The sequence below is a fragment of the Williamsia sp. Y844 genome, from assembly GCF_056786475.1.
Genome location: NZ_JBXCJB010000005.1, coordinates 45,202 through 61,123, shown reverse-complemented (window position 1 = coordinate 61,123; position 15,922 = coordinate 45,202). Strand labels below are relative to the sequence as shown.

16 protein-coding genes are annotated in these 15,922 nt (G+C 63.3%); 10 read left to right on the top strand and 6 right to left on the bottom strand.

Going from position 1 to position 15,922, the window contains the following annotated elements:
- Positions 1–67 precede the first annotated feature (67 nt).
- Positions 68–382, top strand: coding sequence for an amphi-Trp domain-containing protein (locus AC1TQG_RS25575; RefSeq protein ID WP_482141614.1), 315 nt, complete (start codon positions 68–70; stop codon positions 380–382).
- A 173-nt stretch (positions 383–555) separates the two neighbouring features.
- On the opposite strand, the gene AC1TQG_RS25570 is transcribed toward AC1TQG_RS25575, so the two are convergent.
- The 4 genes from AC1TQG_RS25570 to AC1TQG_RS25555 all read right to left on the bottom strand — a co-directional run bounded on the left by AC1TQG_RS25570 (position 556) and on the right by AC1TQG_RS25555 (position 4,100).
- Complete coding sequence (locus tag AC1TQG_RS25570; protein ID WP_482141612.1) at positions 556–1,413, bottom strand: arylamine N-acetyltransferase family protein; 858 nt, start codon at positions 1,411–1,413, stop codon at positions 556–558.
- 148 nt (positions 1,414–1,561) lie between these two features.
- Positions 1,562–1,918 carry a hypothetical protein gene (locus AC1TQG_RS25565; RefSeq protein WP_482141611.1) on the bottom strand — a complete coding sequence of 119 codons (357 nt, stop codon included), beginning with the start codon at positions 1,916–1,918 and terminating at the stop codon, positions 1,562–1,564.
- Between the two features lie 560 nt (positions 1,919–2,478).
- Complete coding sequence (locus AC1TQG_RS25560; RefSeq protein WP_482141609.1) at positions 2,479–3,312, bottom strand: nitrilase-related carbon-nitrogen hydrolase; 834 nt, start codon at positions 3,310–3,312, stop codon at positions 2,479–2,481.
- Positions 3,309–4,100, bottom strand: coding sequence for an IclR family transcriptional regulator (locus AC1TQG_RS25555; RefSeq protein ID WP_482141607.1), 792 nt, complete (start codon positions 4,098–4,100; stop codon positions 3,309–3,311). The genes AC1TQG_RS25560 and AC1TQG_RS25555 overlap by 4 nt, the downstream gene beginning before the upstream one ends.
- A gap of 175 nt (positions 4,101–4,275) precedes the next feature.
- On the opposite strand from AC1TQG_RS25555, the gene AC1TQG_RS25550 reads away from it, so the two are divergent.
- From AC1TQG_RS25550 to AC1TQG_RS25510, 9 genes are all read left to right on the top strand, one after another.
- The gene (locus AC1TQG_RS25550) at positions 4,276–5,325 is read left to right on the top strand and encodes an ABC transporter substrate-binding protein (RefSeq protein ID WP_482141605.1); all 1,050 of its coding nucleotides are present in this window, start codon (positions 4,276–4,278) and stop codon (positions 5,323–5,325) included.
- Positions 5,325–6,248, top strand: a complete 924-nt coding sequence (locus tag AC1TQG_RS25545; RefSeq protein WP_482141603.1) for an ABC transporter permease — start codon at positions 5,325–5,327, stop codon at positions 6,246–6,248. Before AC1TQG_RS25550 ends, AC1TQG_RS25545 begins: the two co-directional genes overlap by 1 nt.
- The gene (locus AC1TQG_RS25540) at positions 6,245–7,057 is read left to right on the top strand and encodes an ABC transporter permease (RefSeq protein ID WP_482141601.1); all 813 of its coding nucleotides are present in this window, start codon (positions 6,245–6,247) and stop codon (positions 7,055–7,057) included. Before AC1TQG_RS25545 ends, AC1TQG_RS25540 begins: the two co-directional genes overlap by 4 nt.
- Entirely contained in the window at positions 7,054–8,154 is a 1,101-nt protein-coding gene (locus AC1TQG_RS25535) for an ABC transporter ATP-binding protein (protein WP_482141599.1), read from the top strand. The genes AC1TQG_RS25540 and AC1TQG_RS25535 overlap by 4 nt, the downstream gene beginning before the upstream one ends.
- Positions 8,151–8,837, top strand: coding sequence for a DUF1028 domain-containing protein (locus AC1TQG_RS25530; protein WP_482141597.1), 687 nt, complete (start codon positions 8,151–8,153; stop codon positions 8,835–8,837). Before AC1TQG_RS25535 ends, AC1TQG_RS25530 begins: the two co-directional genes overlap by 4 nt.
- On the top strand, positions 8,830–10,047 hold the full coding sequence (locus AC1TQG_RS25525) for a M20/M25/M40 family metallo-hydrolase (protein ID WP_482141595.1): 1,218 nt from the start codon (positions 8,830–8,832) through the stop codon (positions 10,045–10,047). Before AC1TQG_RS25530 ends, AC1TQG_RS25525 begins: the two co-directional genes overlap by 8 nt.
- A gap of 38 nt (positions 10,048–10,085) precedes the next feature.
- The gene (locus AC1TQG_RS25520) at positions 10,086–11,462 is read left to right on the top strand and encodes an MmgE/PrpD family protein (protein ID WP_482141593.1); all 1,377 of its coding nucleotides are present in this window, start codon (positions 10,086–10,088) and stop codon (positions 11,460–11,462) included.
- A gap of 86 nt (positions 11,463–11,548) precedes the next feature.
- A complete protein-coding gene (locus AC1TQG_RS25515; protein WP_482141591.1) occupies positions 11,549–12,724 on the top strand; it encodes an acyl-CoA dehydrogenase family protein in 1,176 nt (391 codons plus the stop codon).
- A 51-nt stretch (positions 12,725–12,775) separates the two neighbouring features.
- Complete coding sequence (locus AC1TQG_RS25510; RefSeq protein ID WP_482141589.1) at positions 12,776–13,288, top strand: flavin reductase family protein; 513 nt, start codon at positions 12,776–12,778, stop codon at positions 13,286–13,288.
- Between the two features lie 62 nt (positions 13,289–13,350).
- Here the strand turns inward: AC1TQG_RS25510 and AC1TQG_RS25505 are convergent, their stop codons facing one another.
- Together AC1TQG_RS25505 and AC1TQG_RS25500 are read right to left on the bottom strand one after the other, a co-directional pair.
- Positions 13,351–14,541: an NAD(P)/FAD-dependent oxidoreductase gene (locus AC1TQG_RS25505; protein WP_482141587.1), complete on the bottom strand. Its 1,191-nt coding sequence runs from the start codon at positions 14,539–14,541 to the stop codon at positions 13,351–13,353.
- Between the two features lie 46 nt (positions 14,542–14,587).
- Entirely contained in the window at positions 14,588–15,823 is a 1,236-nt protein-coding gene (locus AC1TQG_RS25500; RefSeq protein WP_482141585.1) for an allantoate amidohydrolase, read from the bottom strand.
- Positions 15,824–15,922: the final 99 nt, after the last annotated feature.

Sequence of the window (15,922 nt, the reverse complement as noted above, 5' to 3'; positions counted from 1 at the left end):
CGATTCAAGGATCACACCGCCGAGACGGAATACGGTGAGTACATCCAACGGAGATCAGGAGCCCCGTATGCCAAAGCTGGAGATCAAAAAGACATCTACGCTTTCTCGCAAGCAGGCGTCAGAAAAGCTGATCGCGCTCGGCCGAGCATTGGCCGAGGGAGTCGAGGTCGAACTCGGCTCCGGCGGCGACTCCATCACTGTCGAAGTCGCGGACCAAGTCCAGTTCGAGCTCGAAGTCGAAGTTGACGGAGACGAAACCGAGATCGAAATCGAGATCAGCTGGCGTGACAGCGGCCCGAACAATTCGGAGAGCGCTCCCCCGGCAAAGGCGCCATCAAAGACGACTCGCCGCGCGGCCCCACGCAAAGCAACCAACAAGTAAGCCGCACTGCTGCAATCGGTGTAAGCGAAGGACATACCCTTGGCGCCCAACTACGGGTGAGGACCAGTGGCCCAATGGCATCGGCAAATTGTTGTTGGTAATCGCGCGAGGTGGGGTTGGTGGCGAACATCATGCGTAGGGTCACTGCCGGCAGTTTCCGCTGCGGCCAGGATCTAAGTGTCTAGGACCGCCTCTACACGTTCGTTCAACCCATCGAGCGCTGTCACGTCGATACCGAAACGTCGGTCGAGGAGCTCGATCACCTCGGCGGCGGACTCGAATCTGGTCCGGGTGGAGGTTCCATCCCGATGATGGACGGTCAGGTTTCGCCCGCGGAGATTCCACCGGGCGTCATCGGTCACTCGCGCGACGGTCATTCCCACGACGAATATCGATCCGGGGTAGGTGGATACGTACCAGCTGCCGACCTGGAGATCGATCTGCGGCACCGCTTTTCTCGAGAACGTGTACAACGGATGCCAACTTCCACGGAGGAGTGCTTCGAGCCGGTATTCGTCTGCGGCCCTTGAGATCCGGTAAGGCTCGTGCCGCGTCGATTGGACCTCGTCGACCACCATCCGAATCGGGGACGACAACGTCTGGCCACCAAAACCCACGTCCACGAGGTACTCGACACCGGTGTCGGGAACAGTCACCGACAACACGTGGTGTGTCCGGGCCGGTACGGGAGCATCGGTGCCGAGCATCCACACCACACGACCGGCCAGCGGCCGAACGTCGAAACCCACCGCCTCGAGGGCGTACCGCATGAGTCCGTTGTGTTCATAGCAATAGCCACCACGACGACGGAACACAAGCTTCTCGGTCAGCGCTCGGGCGCTCAGATCCACCACCGGTATGCCGAGCAGTGGGTCTAGATTCTCGAAGGGAATGGTGCGGGTGTGGGCTGCGACCAGCGCGTGCAAGGTCTCAGGTGTCGGAGCAACCGGCTTGTGGACGTCGATACGAGCGAGGTAGGCGTCGATGTCGACGGACGGTTCAGCGGTGTCGAGCTTCCCGGATATGGCCATCTCTCGATGATTCGCCCTCAACCCCACTTGAAGTCAAGCCCCTGCGAGCCACATATTCGATGGCGAATACTCAATTGCCGACATCGGGAACGATCTGCACGCCGGGTCACTGGCAATCCGCGCACCTCTCCTTTCGGATGAACGTTTGCTACGCCGCGGGAAACTCGAGATTCACCTTCGGGTGGTGGCGGCCGCGAGGCTGCAATGCCCCGACCCAGAGCCCGTCGATCACACTCGCGACGAAGATGCTGCTGTCGACTTGGATAGTGGTGCCTAGATACAGTCGCCCGTTGACGACCATGCGGCCACGGCCGAGTATCGGCAAATAGTCTTCTGGCGGTACAGGATTGGATACCACGTCTGCCACATCCCATGGGAACGGATCACCATCAGTTGCGTCTCGGACCGCTCGCACCGAGTTCTCCAGTAGCAGCGCGGGGTACAGCCGGCGCTCTGCGGGATCGGCATCGGGTTGGGCCGAGGAGTGCGTGGAGACCGTCGTCATACTCCTCTCACTCTCGATTGACCGCACCAACAACCAGTTCGATCAACACGACGCCGGCCGTTTTTCATGGTGATTGTCCAGGGTGGTGCCGCCCAGGAATATCACTGGGCGGCACCACCTGCGAAAAGGGTTTCAGTCGCCTCTCGGCGACTCAGTGTGGGTGGTGCTCTCCAAAGGTCGCCAACCCGCGAATCGGGTGGGGACCACGGATTCCATCAGCTAACTCGATAGGCACCTCCTCGACATCATTCGGACATGAAAGTCGGGAACACCGCAGCGCTCGGCACGAGCTCGATGACTGCGCGTATCGCGGGTCAGCGCTCGCTCGTCAGCCGGATACGGGTTCGATGGATCTGGCGATATCCGAAGGCTCGATCTCGATAAGCCACCTCCTACATCACTCGCGGGCCGCCACCCTGGCGGGCGACCAATCTGTGCAAGATCTTTTTTAGCACTCTGATCCACTGACCGCAACAATCCCCTCAAGAGACTTGCCGCACACGAAAGTTGTTGGTGTACAGGACTACTGATCCCAGATTAGAGACTGAGCGCCGGGACGCTCAAGTAGCCACCGATGATGAGGACGCGGTATACAGCTCGAGACGTCGGTCGTCGAACACATGATTGACGGTGGAGATCTGTCTGTCGCGAGCTGTTGTCAGCGAAAGTTGAGCGCCCGCGAACCCATCGGCGTCCGGTCTGTCGAGCACCCATCCGGCCGTGTCGATGACGGCCGAGCCGCCGGTGAAGTCCTGGTCTCGCTCGCGTCCGGCGCGGTCGGCACAGGCGATGTAGACGTGATTGATTCGGGCTGCGGCCCGAGCCAGCATGATCTGTGGGGGTTCGTCGCCGTAGGGTCGGGTTTCGAGCGCCCAGTTGGTCGGCACGGTGATCAGGTCGGCACCCCGCATGGCAAGGCTCCTGGCCATTTCCGGGAACTCCAGGTCGTAACAGATGAGCACACCCACTCGGCCGAACTCGGTGTCGACGATCGGTGGCGCATCGACGCCCGCAGTGAAGAATCGCTTCTCGAGGTTCCAGAGATGCGTCTTTCTGTAGACCGCTTGGACGCCGTCCGCGCTGACCATCGCCGCGCTGATATAGACGCTGTCACCCGACTTCTCGGCGAACCCGCCGACAACCAGTCCCGGTGAGCCCGCGAGCGCCTGCGCCCATCGCGCAAAGACCGGATGCGTAGTCGTGATGGCACACGAGTGGACCTCGTCCATCGAGTCAAACATGTAGCCGCTCAGAGACAATTCGGGGACGACGATAATGTGGGCACCCCGCTCACGGGCGGCCTCGATCGCATTCACGGTGAGCTCGATGTTCGCATCGAGATCGAGCAGCCGAGGTGCCAGCTGCACCACGGCCACCTGCGCAGGCGGGGTCATGCGTTCCGTCCCAGCGGGAATCGCTCGTCGCCACGCAGCGCCAGGAGGTCTTCGAGTTCTTTCGCGGCATTCTTCAGATCTGCCACGGCCTGGTCGATCTTCGGCTCCAGACGGAAGGTCGGCCCGGAAACACCGAGAGAGGCGATCAGCACTCCCCGGTAGTCGCGCACCGGCACCCCGACCGCCGCCAGTCCTGCCTCGAACTCGTCCACGACGATTGCATGCCCGTCGTCGCGGGCGCGGGCGACTGCCTCGATGAGGTCGTCGACAGTCTGGACGCCGCCCTCGGTCGCACTGCGCAGGTCATATCCGGCGTACATCTCGCGGATTTCGACAGACGTCCGGTCGGTGAGCAGCACTCGGCCAACGGACGTCGAGTACAGCAACCAGTGCGCAGACATCGCTTGAATCGAGTGATTGGCGGTCCGCTCGGCCACCGACAGCGCCTCGAAACCAGAGCGGACAGAGAGGTACACCGACTCGTCCAGGCGAACAAGTAGGCCGTCGAGCACTTCGCCCGCGCATTCCAGCAACCGCTGGTCACCGCTCACTTGCGCCATGTTGAAGATGCGCCACCCCAACCGGAAGGCACGAGTCTTGGGATCCCTGTCGACCATCCCGTACTCCATGAGCACCTTGAGGCTGCGCGAGATCTGACTCTTGTCCATATCGAGGATCTCGGCGATTTCCGTGACGCCGAGCCCGCCACCCTCACGGGCACGGCGGGTTTGCAGCGTGAGTAAAACCTCGAGACCTCGGCGAATGCTCGTATCGCGTGTTGGCGGCATGATCGTAGCCTCCGTCACCAATTGCAATGCGCGCAACAGCAAATGGCTCATTTGCAACATCGGAAACACATTCTTAACGTCCCCGTCACCAACCAGGTACTTCGCGGGTGAAACATTCACTGTGTTCATACAGCAACTCCAGTTGCTATATTGCCAACCTTTGAAAAGAGGGCTCATGCGCCGCAAGTTCTGGCGTCTACTTTCCGCGACCACCGTATGCGTGGCGCTCGGCGTCTCCCTGACGGCATGCGGGGAAGGGACGGACTCCGACACCGGAACCCTGAAGTTCCTCAACTACGGCGACTGGGTCGGCGCAACCGAGATCGCGGACTTCGAGAAGGCCAACCCCGGGATCAAAATCGAGCAGTTTGCACTGCCTGAAGGCGGTTCGTCGGCGTTGGCTGCCCAATTGGCCAAGGACAAGGGTGTTTACGACCTCGTCGCGGTCGGCAATGCCACGGCTGCCCGATTGGAGGCAGGCAAACAGCTCGCTGAATTCGACCCGGCATCGGTTCCGAATCTCGCAAACATGCCGCAGGAGTACGTCGACCAGTTCCCGTGGGGCATCCCCACGGACCTCGGCAAGACCGGGATCATCTTCGACAAGGCGAAGGTCCCGAATCCCCCGACATCGTGGAAAGACCTCTTCGACAGGGCCGAGCAGTGGTCGGGCAAGATCGTGCTCCCGGACTACGACCTCGACGTGGTGGCAATCGCTCTTCTCGCTCTCGGTTACGACATCAACACCACCGACAGTGGTGAGCTCGCGGAAGCCGAAGCGAAAATCAAGGAGATCAAGCCGCACCTGATGGCCTTCCAGCGGACCGGGCAGGCAAAATCGGTGATCGAAGGCTCGGCCTTGATCGCAGTGGCCCCTGACTATGCGTTCGCCGGTGCGAATAATGATGCGTTGGGCTGGGTTTCGCCAAAAGAGGGCACGCCGGGCTACATCGAAGGCGTCGCGCTCGTTCCGGGGAGCAAGAAGAAGGAAGAGGCACTCAAGTTCCTCAACTCCCGCCTCGACCCGCAGACGTATGCCGGGTTCATCAACAACACCGGTGCCTCGTACCTGATGCCGTCGGCCGAGCAGTTCATCGAGCCGCGCATCCTGGAGAACCCGGCACTCAAGCCGAGTGAGACCTCTCCGTTTGTTGCCGAGAAGTTCCTGTCGGCAGAGGACACCGAAGCGCGGGCCAAGATGTGGAACCGGATCAAGGCGAACTGATGTCCCAGGATCTACTCGACGCTCCACCCGGAGCATCGGTGCCGCGCGCGAAGGGCTCCCCACCCTCGCCGCGACGACCTCGCGGCTGGTCCGGAATCCTGCTCGCGGCACCGATGACCGCCTATGTCGCAGTCTTTTTCGTTGTCCCGCTGATAGTGCTCGCGATCTACAGCGTCTCCGAGTTCGATCTGCTGACCTTCGAGGTGAAGTCAGATTTCACACTCGAGAACTACCGTGAACTGTTCAGCGACACGTATATCGGAGCGGTGGTGCGGTCGCTGCTGATGACAGTCATCATGACCGTCGTCTGCGTGGTACTCGGATTTCCTGTGGCACTGACGATCTCCCGGGCCAGCGGCAAACTCAAGGCCATTCTGCTGGTCGCGGTCATCGTTCCGTACTGGATCAGTTTCGTGGTCCGCACCTACGCCTGGCTCGAGTTGCTGTCACCGACAGGCGCGGTCACCAAGCTCGCCGCGTTCCTTCATATCGTCCCCGACGGCACGCAGCTCGGATATTCACCCTTCGCGATCGGTGTCGGCATGGTCGCCGGCTACCTGCCTCTGATGATCCTGCCGATGTTCATGGCCTTGGATCGCATCGATCCGAGCCTGGGGGAAGCGGCGGCCGACATGGGACTGAGCAAGCGCCGAAGCTTCTGGAAGATCACCGTGAAGTTGGCCATGCCCGGCACCATCGCCGGTGTACTCCTGGTGGGCATCCCGGCAACCGGTGAATACACCATCCCGGCGATCCTGGGCGGCTCGAAGACCCTGTTGATCGGCAATGTCGAAACCGAACAGTTCCTCTCCACCGGCAACTACCCGTTCGGATCTGCCATCGCGACCACTCTGATGACCGTCATGCTTGTGGTTCTCTTTGTGTCCCGCAAGCGACTCGACCGATTGGGACACATCACATGACGCGCCGCATCAGCCCGGCAGCCATCGTCACCATTGTCGTTCTCGCATTTCTCTACCTGCCCATCGACATGGTGATCATCAACGCGTTCAATGCGAACGAGAACCTCATCGGTTGGGGTGGAACGACATTCAAGTGGATCACCGGGGCGTTCGCCGACGAACGTGTCCGAGAGGACTTCCTGACGAGCTGCGTGATCGCGCTGCTCTCGACGGTTGTCGCGGTGACCCTGTCGCTGGCCGCCGTGATGGCGGTGTCCCGTCTACCCAAGCGCGCCGGCGGGGTGTTGCAAACCCTCACCTACGCGCGATTGATGATCCCGGAAGTCGTCATCGCTGCAGGCATCCTCGTGGTCATCCAGCGCCTGGGGTTGAGCACGGGTATGTGGTCGGTGGTGGCGGGACACATCGTGTTCTGTTCGGCCTACGCGACGCTGGTGCTCCAGTCGCGGTTCGCCACCTTGACGGGCACGTATGACGAGGCCGCCGCCGACCTGGGCGCCCCACCATATCGGGTGTTCCTGCGGGTGCTGTGGCCGATGATGATGCCCGCCGTGGTGATCGCGGCACTGCTCTCGTTCACGTTCTCGTTCGACGACGTGGTCAGCACTGTCTTCTTGGCCGGACCGGAGACCGAGACGCTGCCGGTACTCATCCTCAGCCTCTCGCGCCACGGCACGTCCCCGGAAGTCAACGCGATCGCCGTCGCTTTCATGTTCGTCTCGCTCGTACTGATGTGTCTGGTCGGGTTGGCCTCGCGTCGGCCCAACAAGCAGTCACGTCGCGCCACCTCGGAAGAAGAAGTCTCATGACAACCACTGCCGATCGGGATCAGAGCCCCGCATCACTGCGGCTCGAGGATCTCGCCTGCGCCTTCGGCGACCACCAAGTCGTCAAGGGCATCAATCTCGACATCAAGGGAGGTGAGTTCTTCTCCCTCCTCGGCCCCAGCGGCTGCGGCAAGACCACCACGCTGCGGATGATCGCCGGCCTCGAAAAGGCCACCGCTGGACGCATTCTCGTCGACGATGCCGAGATCCAGAGCGTGGCGCCGCACAAGCGACCGGTGCACACCGTCTTCCAGAATTACGCCCTCTTCCCGCACTTGAACGTGTTCGAGAACGTCGCGTTCGGGCTTCGCGAGCGCAAAGAGAACAAGTCGGTCATCAAGGAGAAGGTCTCCCGATTCCTTGATCTGGTCGAATTGACCGGCAAGGAAGAACACCGCCCACGCGAACTCAGCGGCGGAATGCAACAGCGTGTCGCGCTTGCGCGCTCACTGGTCCTCGGCCCCCGCGTGCTCCTGCTGGACGAACCACTGGGTGCTCTGGACCTGCGGATGCGTCGCCAGATGCAGGTGCTGCTCAAATCGGTGCAACACGGGCTGGGCATCACGTTCGTCTATGTCACGCATGACCAGGAAGAGGCATTCGCGATGTCCGACCGCGTCGGGCTCATGCAGGACGGTCATCTGGTCCAGGTCGCCTCGCCCACCGATGTCTACCACCAACCCACCACCCGCTTCGCTGCCGGTTTCGTGGGTGCCTCGAACAGCCTCGACGCGACCGTCACGAGTCCAGGTCAAGGCTCTTTCGACGTGGTCATCCCCGGGATTGGCGAGGGCCATGTCGACGGAGTCGGCAACGTCGCCGCAGACGAGAAAGTCACCCTGATCCTGCGACCGGAAATGGTCAGTCTCCAGCCCGGCGCAGACACCGACTTCCGGGCCGAGGGCATGACGCAGGACATCGCTTTCCTGGGTGCGCGCACCTCGGTGCGGGTCGAACTGGAGACCGGACAGGTAATCACCGCCGACGTCGCCAGCCGCACCGTGCCCGCCGATGTCACGGTCGGAACTCCCTGTCATGTCTCCTGGCGCAGCACCGACATGTGGGCGGTGACCCAATGACCTATTCCATCGTTGCCCGCTGCGGGCGCACCGGCCAACTCGGTGTTGCCACAAGCACTTCCGACGTCGCTGTCGGGGCACGCGTGCCATGGCTGCGCACCGGGGTCGGCGCCGTCGTCACCCAGCACCGCACCGATCCCCGCCTCGGGCCCCGGATGCTCGACCTGATGGAGCGCGGAGCAACCGCCGCGGAAGCCGTTGACGGCGCACGCCATTCCAGTGTCCACGCCGATTGGCGCCAGCTCGCGGCCATCGGGACCACGGGGCCCGGCGTCGGCTGGACCGGTGCGCACGTCGATGCGACCGGTGTCACCGTCGTACCAGCGGCAGACCATGTGGTCGTCGGCAACATCCTTGTCGGCGACGTGGTGGGCCAAGCTGCGAGCAAAGCCTTCGACGCCGGCAGCGACCTGGAACTCGGCGAACGCCTGGTTCTCGCACTCGAAGCCGGGCTGGCGGCAGGCGGCGAGCCGGATCCGCTGCGTTCTGCATGCCTTCGGATACATGGACACGAATCGTTTCCGCTCGTCGACCTACGCGTCGATGAGCACCTTGAACCTCTGCGTGAGCTCCGCCGACTGTGGGAGTTGTACGGTCCCGCGGCCGGAGAATACGTCAGCCGCGCACTGGATCCCGATGCTGCGCGTGGCGTGGCGCCCGGCGCGGAGGATGCCGATGCCTGAGACGACATCAGCTGAGAGAACCACGCCCCCTTCGGTCGCCGAGCTCACCGCACTGCTCGAGCCGCGACTGCGGAGCATTCTCGAACTGGCCGAGCGGCTCACCGAGGTCGAGAGCGGATCGTTCCTGCCCGCAGGCGTCAACCGCGTGAGTAACCTTGTCGCGCAACGGCTCGAGCCCCTCGGGTTCGCTGCGGCCTGGCACACGATCGCGCCGGAACGGGGTCAGGCGTTCGAGGCCACCCTGGACACCGGGCAACCCGGACTTCGGCTGCTCGTGCTTGGCCACTCCGACACGGTGTGGCCTGCGGGATCAACTGACGACTGGCCGGTGGTGACCGACACCTCCGTCATGTCCGGACCCGGTCTCGGCGATATGAAATGTGCCCTGGCGATGGCCGTCCATGCGATCGAAGCCGTCCTCGAAACCTCGGCGCCGGGCGTCGCCTCGATCACCTACGCACTTGTGCCGGATGAGGAACTCGGCAGTGTCGACAGTCGCGAATGGCTGGCGAACCTCGGGCGACGCACGGACGTATGTCTGGCCCTGGAGGCTGGTCTGGCTGATGGTGGTGTGATCGTCTCCCGTGGCGCGGTAGGGGCCATGATCATCACCGCTCACGGAAAGACATCACACTCCACCGACAACAATGGTGTAAGTGCCCTTCGCGCATTGGCACCACTGGTGGCGAAGTTCGAATCGCTCACCGACCGGGATCGACGCACGATTTGCACCGCCGGGATCCTGCGCAGCGGCACCGCTCGCCAGGTCGTTCCCGATCATGCCGAACTCCACCTGGATCTGCGTGCCCCCGACAACGCGGCAGGTGAGTCACTGGTCGCCGAGGTTCGCCGCCTGGCCGAAGCGCGCTCCGGCAACGGCGTCTCCATCGAGATCTCAGGGGGCATAACAAGACCCGCACTCCCCCGTACCGTCACCGACCCTGTGTATTCACTCGCCGAAGATCTGGCGTCGGCAGCCGGACTGTCGCTGCGACGGATCGACGAGATGGGCGGCTCGGACGCCAGCCTTGTCGGACAGTTCAGTCCCCTCGCGCTCGACGGTTTGGGACCAACCGCCTTCGACCAGTGCAGCCGCGCCGAATCGGTGCTGCGCAATTCGGTTGTGCCCCACACGGCAATACTCGCCGCGCTCATCGCTCACGCAGGCGAACTCGCCCAACATCTACCGAACCAGGAGGACCACAAATGACAAGCGACTCGCTCACGTGTGTCCAGGGTGTTGCAAATATGACTAGTCAAGTTGTCGATACAACAACTGTTGATACGAGTGACGTTCTCGAGTTCATCGTCGGGCTCACCTGGCAGCAGGTACCGCCTGAGGTACGGCGCAGACTGGGCATGTTGTGCCTCGACGCCTCCGTCGCGGCCCGCGCCGGCACCGAACTGCTTGCGGCACAGATTATCACCGACTTCGTCACGACCACGATGCGCGGCGAGGAGGCCACCTGCCTGCTCGACGGACGTCGCGCATCGGCACCGGGCGCAGCACTGGCAAACGGCACGCTGATGAACGCCGTCGATTACGACGACGGGCATGCACTCGCCAAGGGGCACCCGGGAGCCGTGATCATCCCGGCCGCGCTGGCGATGGCCGAGGCAACCGGCGCGACCCACGAGGAATTCCTGCTGGCCACGCTGATCGGCTACGAGGTCGGTATCCGCGCGGCGATCGCCCAGCACGATCGTTGGCCGCTCTTTCACAGCAGCGGCACCTGGGGCGCCATCGGCGCCGCGGCTGCAAGCGCTCGACTTCTGAAGCTGTCGCCGAAGCAGGTTGACGCCGCAATCGGGTTGGCGGAATACCACGCTCCGGTCGACCTGATCATGCGGGCAGTGGCCGAACCCACGATGGCCAAGGATGCGATGGGGTGGGGCGCGCACGTCGGCGTGACCAGCGCCCAACTCGCGGCCGCCGGATTCACCGCTCACCGTTCCGAATTCGTCGCCGATCGTCTTCACGGCGACACCGCCGATCTGGGCAGCGAATGGCAGGTGATGCAGATCTACGTCAAGCCCTTCCCGTGCTGTCGCTGGGTGCACCCGGCGCTGGCCGCCGCCGAGCAGGTCCTGCGCGACCTAGGCCTCGAACGACTCGATCCCGCCGACGTGACCGGTGTCCGGGTCCGAACCTTCCAGGCCGCGGCCGACCTGGCCCGGCTGGTGCCGACCACCAGCGAAGAGGCCCAGTTCAATCTGATCTGGCCGCTGGCCACCTACCTGACCACCGGCGGTTTCGGGATGGAGTCGATAACACGCGACCTCGGTGATCCGACGATCGCCCGGATGGCCGATCTCGTGGAGATCGTCGTCGACCCCGAACTCGAAGCCGGGTTTCCCGCGGTTCGTCGCAGCGCGCTCCAACTGACCCTCGCAGACGGCCGGACAGTGGACAGCGGGCCGTACTCCGCGGCCGGGAACGCGGACGATCCACAGTGGGAGGACGTGGTGCGCGCCAAGTTCCCCACCGTCCCCGACGAGCGATGGGCGGCCTTCGATGCCACCCCATCACCTGTTGCCTTCCGAGACTTGGTGGACGGAGATCCATTGCACCCGTTGACCTATCCGCTGACCCCGATCGAAAAGGGGGACCTCGGCGCCGCCTGATCGACCTCCTCACCTCATGCGCGGGTACCGCGCCCATTTCCATGCCCTACACCTCACCGTCGTAATCCATCACTGAAGGAGAAATCATGACCTCCCCCGAACAGACCAAACGCCTCGCTGCCATCGATGCGCTCGCCACAGGTTTCCGTGACCGCGCTCGCCGCTACGACGAAGAGGCGATCTTCCCCACCGAGAACTTCACCGAACTGCACGAAGCGGATCTCCTTGCCCTGACGCTTCCCGAGAAGTGGGGTGGCGCCGGCCTGTGGAGTGAGGGTGGCTTCGCCGAGTATTACGAGCTCATCGAGCGAATTGCCGCCATCGATGCTCCGACGGCACAGCTGTTCCAGGTCCACTCCCACGCCATCGGCATGCTGTCTCACGCGGCCACCGATGCACAGATGGAAGAGTACGTCGCCCCGATCGCCAAAGCCGGCCAGCTTGTCGCTTCCGTGGGCAGCGAGGCAGTTCCCGGCAAGAACAACGTCGGCACGTCGAGCAGCCAACTGACCCGCAACGAGCAGGGCCAGTGGGTCCTCAACTGCACCAAGCACTTTGCCTCCCTCGGCCCCGGCGCCTCGCACTACATCATCTGGCTGGCGTTGCCGGGCACCGAAACCTACGACCACCGCACGGTCGCGGTGCTCGTCCCCCGCGACGTCCCCGAGGTCGAACTGATCGACAACTGGGACGTGCTCGGCATGCGATCGACGGTCAGCTGGGCGGTCAAGGTGACTGACTACGTGCTCCCCGACGACGCGATCTTCGGTGAGCCGGGCGCGTGGGAGACCGACGACACCCGCACATTCACGCTCGCTTTTGTGGCCAACCACCTCGGTGCTGCTCGTGGCGCGTTCGACTTCACCGTCAATTGGGTGCGCGAGCGTCCGCAACTCGCCGACAGTGAACTGATCCAGTTCCAGCTCGGTGAACTCGCAGCCAAGATCTCGACCGCTCGCGCCGGGATGTTCGACGCAGCAGCCGCGTGGGATGCGGGCCAGCGATCGGAGGGCGAGTTCCGCGGCGTCCACACCCTCACCGTCGCCAAGCAGGTCTCCCTCGAGGTCACGTCTCGTTGCCTGGACATCTGCGGATCGCGCTCGATGTTCAAGACCTACCCGCTCGAGCGTTTCTACCGCGATACCCGGGCGTTCTCGCTGCATTACCGCGTGGACAACTACACCCGCAATCTCGGTGCATCGCTGCTGACGCAGGGGTTCTCGGTCAACGGCAACGGCGGACTGACCCCGACCCAGGCCTGACGGCTCACCGCACAATCACCTTTCGGCCTTCAACATCACGGGAGCGCACTCATGCAATCGATGACAACCACCACCGATCCGTTGGCTCTCAAGGCCGCGTACGCGAGAATCCCGACCGGGGTCACCGCCGTATGCGGTGAGGTCGAGGGTGAGTTGATCGGCATGGCCGCAAGTTCTTTCACCGCGGTGTCGTTGGATCCGCCGCTGGTGTCGCTGTCCGTCATGAACGGCTCGCGCACCTGGCGGCGCCTGCAGGATGCTCAGCGGCTCGGCATCAGTGTGCTGGCGGCGGACCAGGGAGCTGTATGTGGAGCGCTGGCGGCGAAAGAGGGAGATCGATTCGCGGGCGTCGACACAGTTGTGACGCCCGGCGGTGCCGTGCTCGTGCAGGGAGCCGGCGTACGGCTGGAATGTGAGATTCAGAGCATCCAGCCCGCCGGCGACCATCTCCTCGTGCTGTTTCGGGTGGTCGGCCTCGATGTCGATGCCGAACACGAACCGCTGGTGTACCTCGCAGGCAACTTCCGCGGCCTGGTTCCCCACCTGCCGCCAAGCGTCAACTGACTGCATCAAATGCCACCGCCCGAATCGATTCCGATTCGGGGCGGTGGCATTTTGGCCGGGAGTCAGCGCATTTCGGCGGCACCCTCATAGGGGTTCAGACTCAGCAGCAGATCGTTCTCGGCAAAGCGGGAATACCGGAAGTCGCGGGGTTCGACATTCGGCAGTGTGGTTGTACCGTCGGTCACCAGATCGGCGACGAGCTTGCCGACAGCCGGAGAGATCTTGAATCCATGACCGGAGAATCCGGTGGCCAAGAACAAACCGTCGACCGGCGACGGACCGATGATGGGGTTGTAGTCCGGCGTGACGTCGTATGCACCTACGTATGAGCTGGTGACACGCGGGTCGGGCATATCCGGAAGACGATGGCCCATCTTCATGACGATCTTCTCGAACGTGTCGTCATCCGCCCGGTTGACGTAATTATCTGGATCGATGTATTCCGGGGTCTGGTGATCGGAGTTACCAACCAGCAGTTCACCGTTCGGCTCGCGACACACATAGGACAGTCCCGCGAGGTCGGAGAGCACCGGCACCACCGGGGTGGGCTCGCCTTGATCGATGAGTACCAGCTGGGCTCGCTGCGCCTTGACGTCGAGGTCGAAGCCCAGGGGTGCGGTCAGACGCGGGGCCCACGGTCCGGTCGCGAGGATGACTGTGCCGCTGTGGATCTCATCACCGCTCGCAAGCCGCACGCCGTATACCCGGTCATCGTCTCCGCGGAGAAGTTCGGTCACTTCAGTCGATTGCCGAATGGTGACGCCGCGACGGCGAGCCGCCACTCCGAATGCCATCCCGGACATCGACGCCTCGCCTCGGCCACCTCGGGGCTCATACGCGAACGCGGCGAAATCGTCGAGATGCAACTTCGGCCAGAGTTCACTCATCTTGTCGTGGCCGATCAGGTCGACCTCGACACCCAGGCCCTGCATCATCGCGACGTTCTTGTGCAGCGGTTCAATGTTGTTCTCCGCCACACCGACGACATATCCGCATTGCTGGAATGCCATGTCGTCACCGAACAATTCGGTCGCTCGTTCGAAGATGTCGACGCTGTACCAGGACATGGCGGCCAGCGACGGGGTGCCGTAGTGGGCACGCACAACCCCGCTCGATTTGCCGGTCATGCCGGAACAGATGGCGTGTCGTTCGACGACGACGATCCCGGTCTCGCCGCGATCGGCGAGCGACCACGCGATGGCAAGTCCTTCCAGTCCGCCGCCGACAATGACGTAGTTGGCTGTCTCGGTCATCTCTTTTGATTCCTTCGGGTTCGATGGTGGGTCATTGTTCGGGATATCAGCGACTTGCCAAGTCCTGTAGGACGTCGGCGAGGGCGACTGCACCCGCTTCGGCGTCGGAATTCTCGACGTATTCCTCTGGGGCGTGCGAGATTCCGGTGGGATTCCTGACGAACAGCATTGCGGTCGGCAATTGCGCGGCCAACACTCCGGCGTCGTGACCGGCGCCGGTCGCCAGGATGGGTGCGCTGGGCAGAACGCGACTGAGCCGGTCGCGCAACGTCGGATCAAAGGACACTGTCGGGGAGACGGATGCTTCGGTCAGCGAGACCTCGCATCCTTCGTCTGCACCAGAGCGACGGCCCGCGGCGGCGATGTCCGAGACGATCTCGGCCACAACAGCATCGGAGTCGTGACGGACATCGAGCCATACATCGACCCGCGACGCGATGACGTTGGTGCCACCCGGGATCGGGTCGAGCTTGCCGACCGTGGCACGGGCATCACGGTGGTTGCGCGCGAGCCGTCGAACATCGAGAACCGTCTGGGCCGCGGCGATCATCGGGTCGCTGCGGTCGGACATGAGTGTGGTGCCTGCGTGGTTGCCCTGGCCGGTGAACGACAGCCGCCACCGGCCATGACCGATGATCGACGAGCCGATGGCAACCGACTGACCGAGGTCGATCAGGCCCCTCCCCTGCTCGACATGCAGTTCGACGAATACGCCGATCCCGGCGAGCCGCTCCGGGTCGGGCCCGATGTGCCGGGGGTCGTGGCCGTTCGCGATGGCCAGTTCTGCATACGTGACCCCATCGGAGTCAGAGAGCGCGCGCACACGGTCCGGATGGACATCGCCGGTGAGCAATTGCGAACCGAGACAAGCAAGTCCGTATCGCGAGCCTTCCTCTTCCGGGAACACGGCCAGCACGACAGGGCGGCGCGGTACGACGCCTCGAAGCCGAAGTAGATCAATGGCCACCAAGGCAGTCGCCACACCGAGCGGTCCGTCGTATGCGCCGCCGCCCGGCACGGAATCCAGGTGACTACCGGTGGCCACGGCGTCGCGCAGGGGCAGGCCTGCAGGGTTCCACCACGCCCAAATGATGCCGTTACGGTCGGTTTCGACGTCGAGTGATCGACGGCGCGCCTCTACGATGAACCATTCGCGAAGCTCCATGTCGGCGCCGGAGTAGACGGGGCGGCTGTAGCCACCACGGGTGGGGTCGTTTCCGATGTCGGCGATGTCGGACATCAGTCCGGCCACCGAGCCCGGACTGACAGTGGAGTTGGTCATAGAGAGAGAATTCCTTCGTCGGGTCACGCGCTGTCGGTGCGCATCGACCAGAACCATCGATGCGGCCATTAAGTACATCAAGTCGATTGTTCTCAGTCC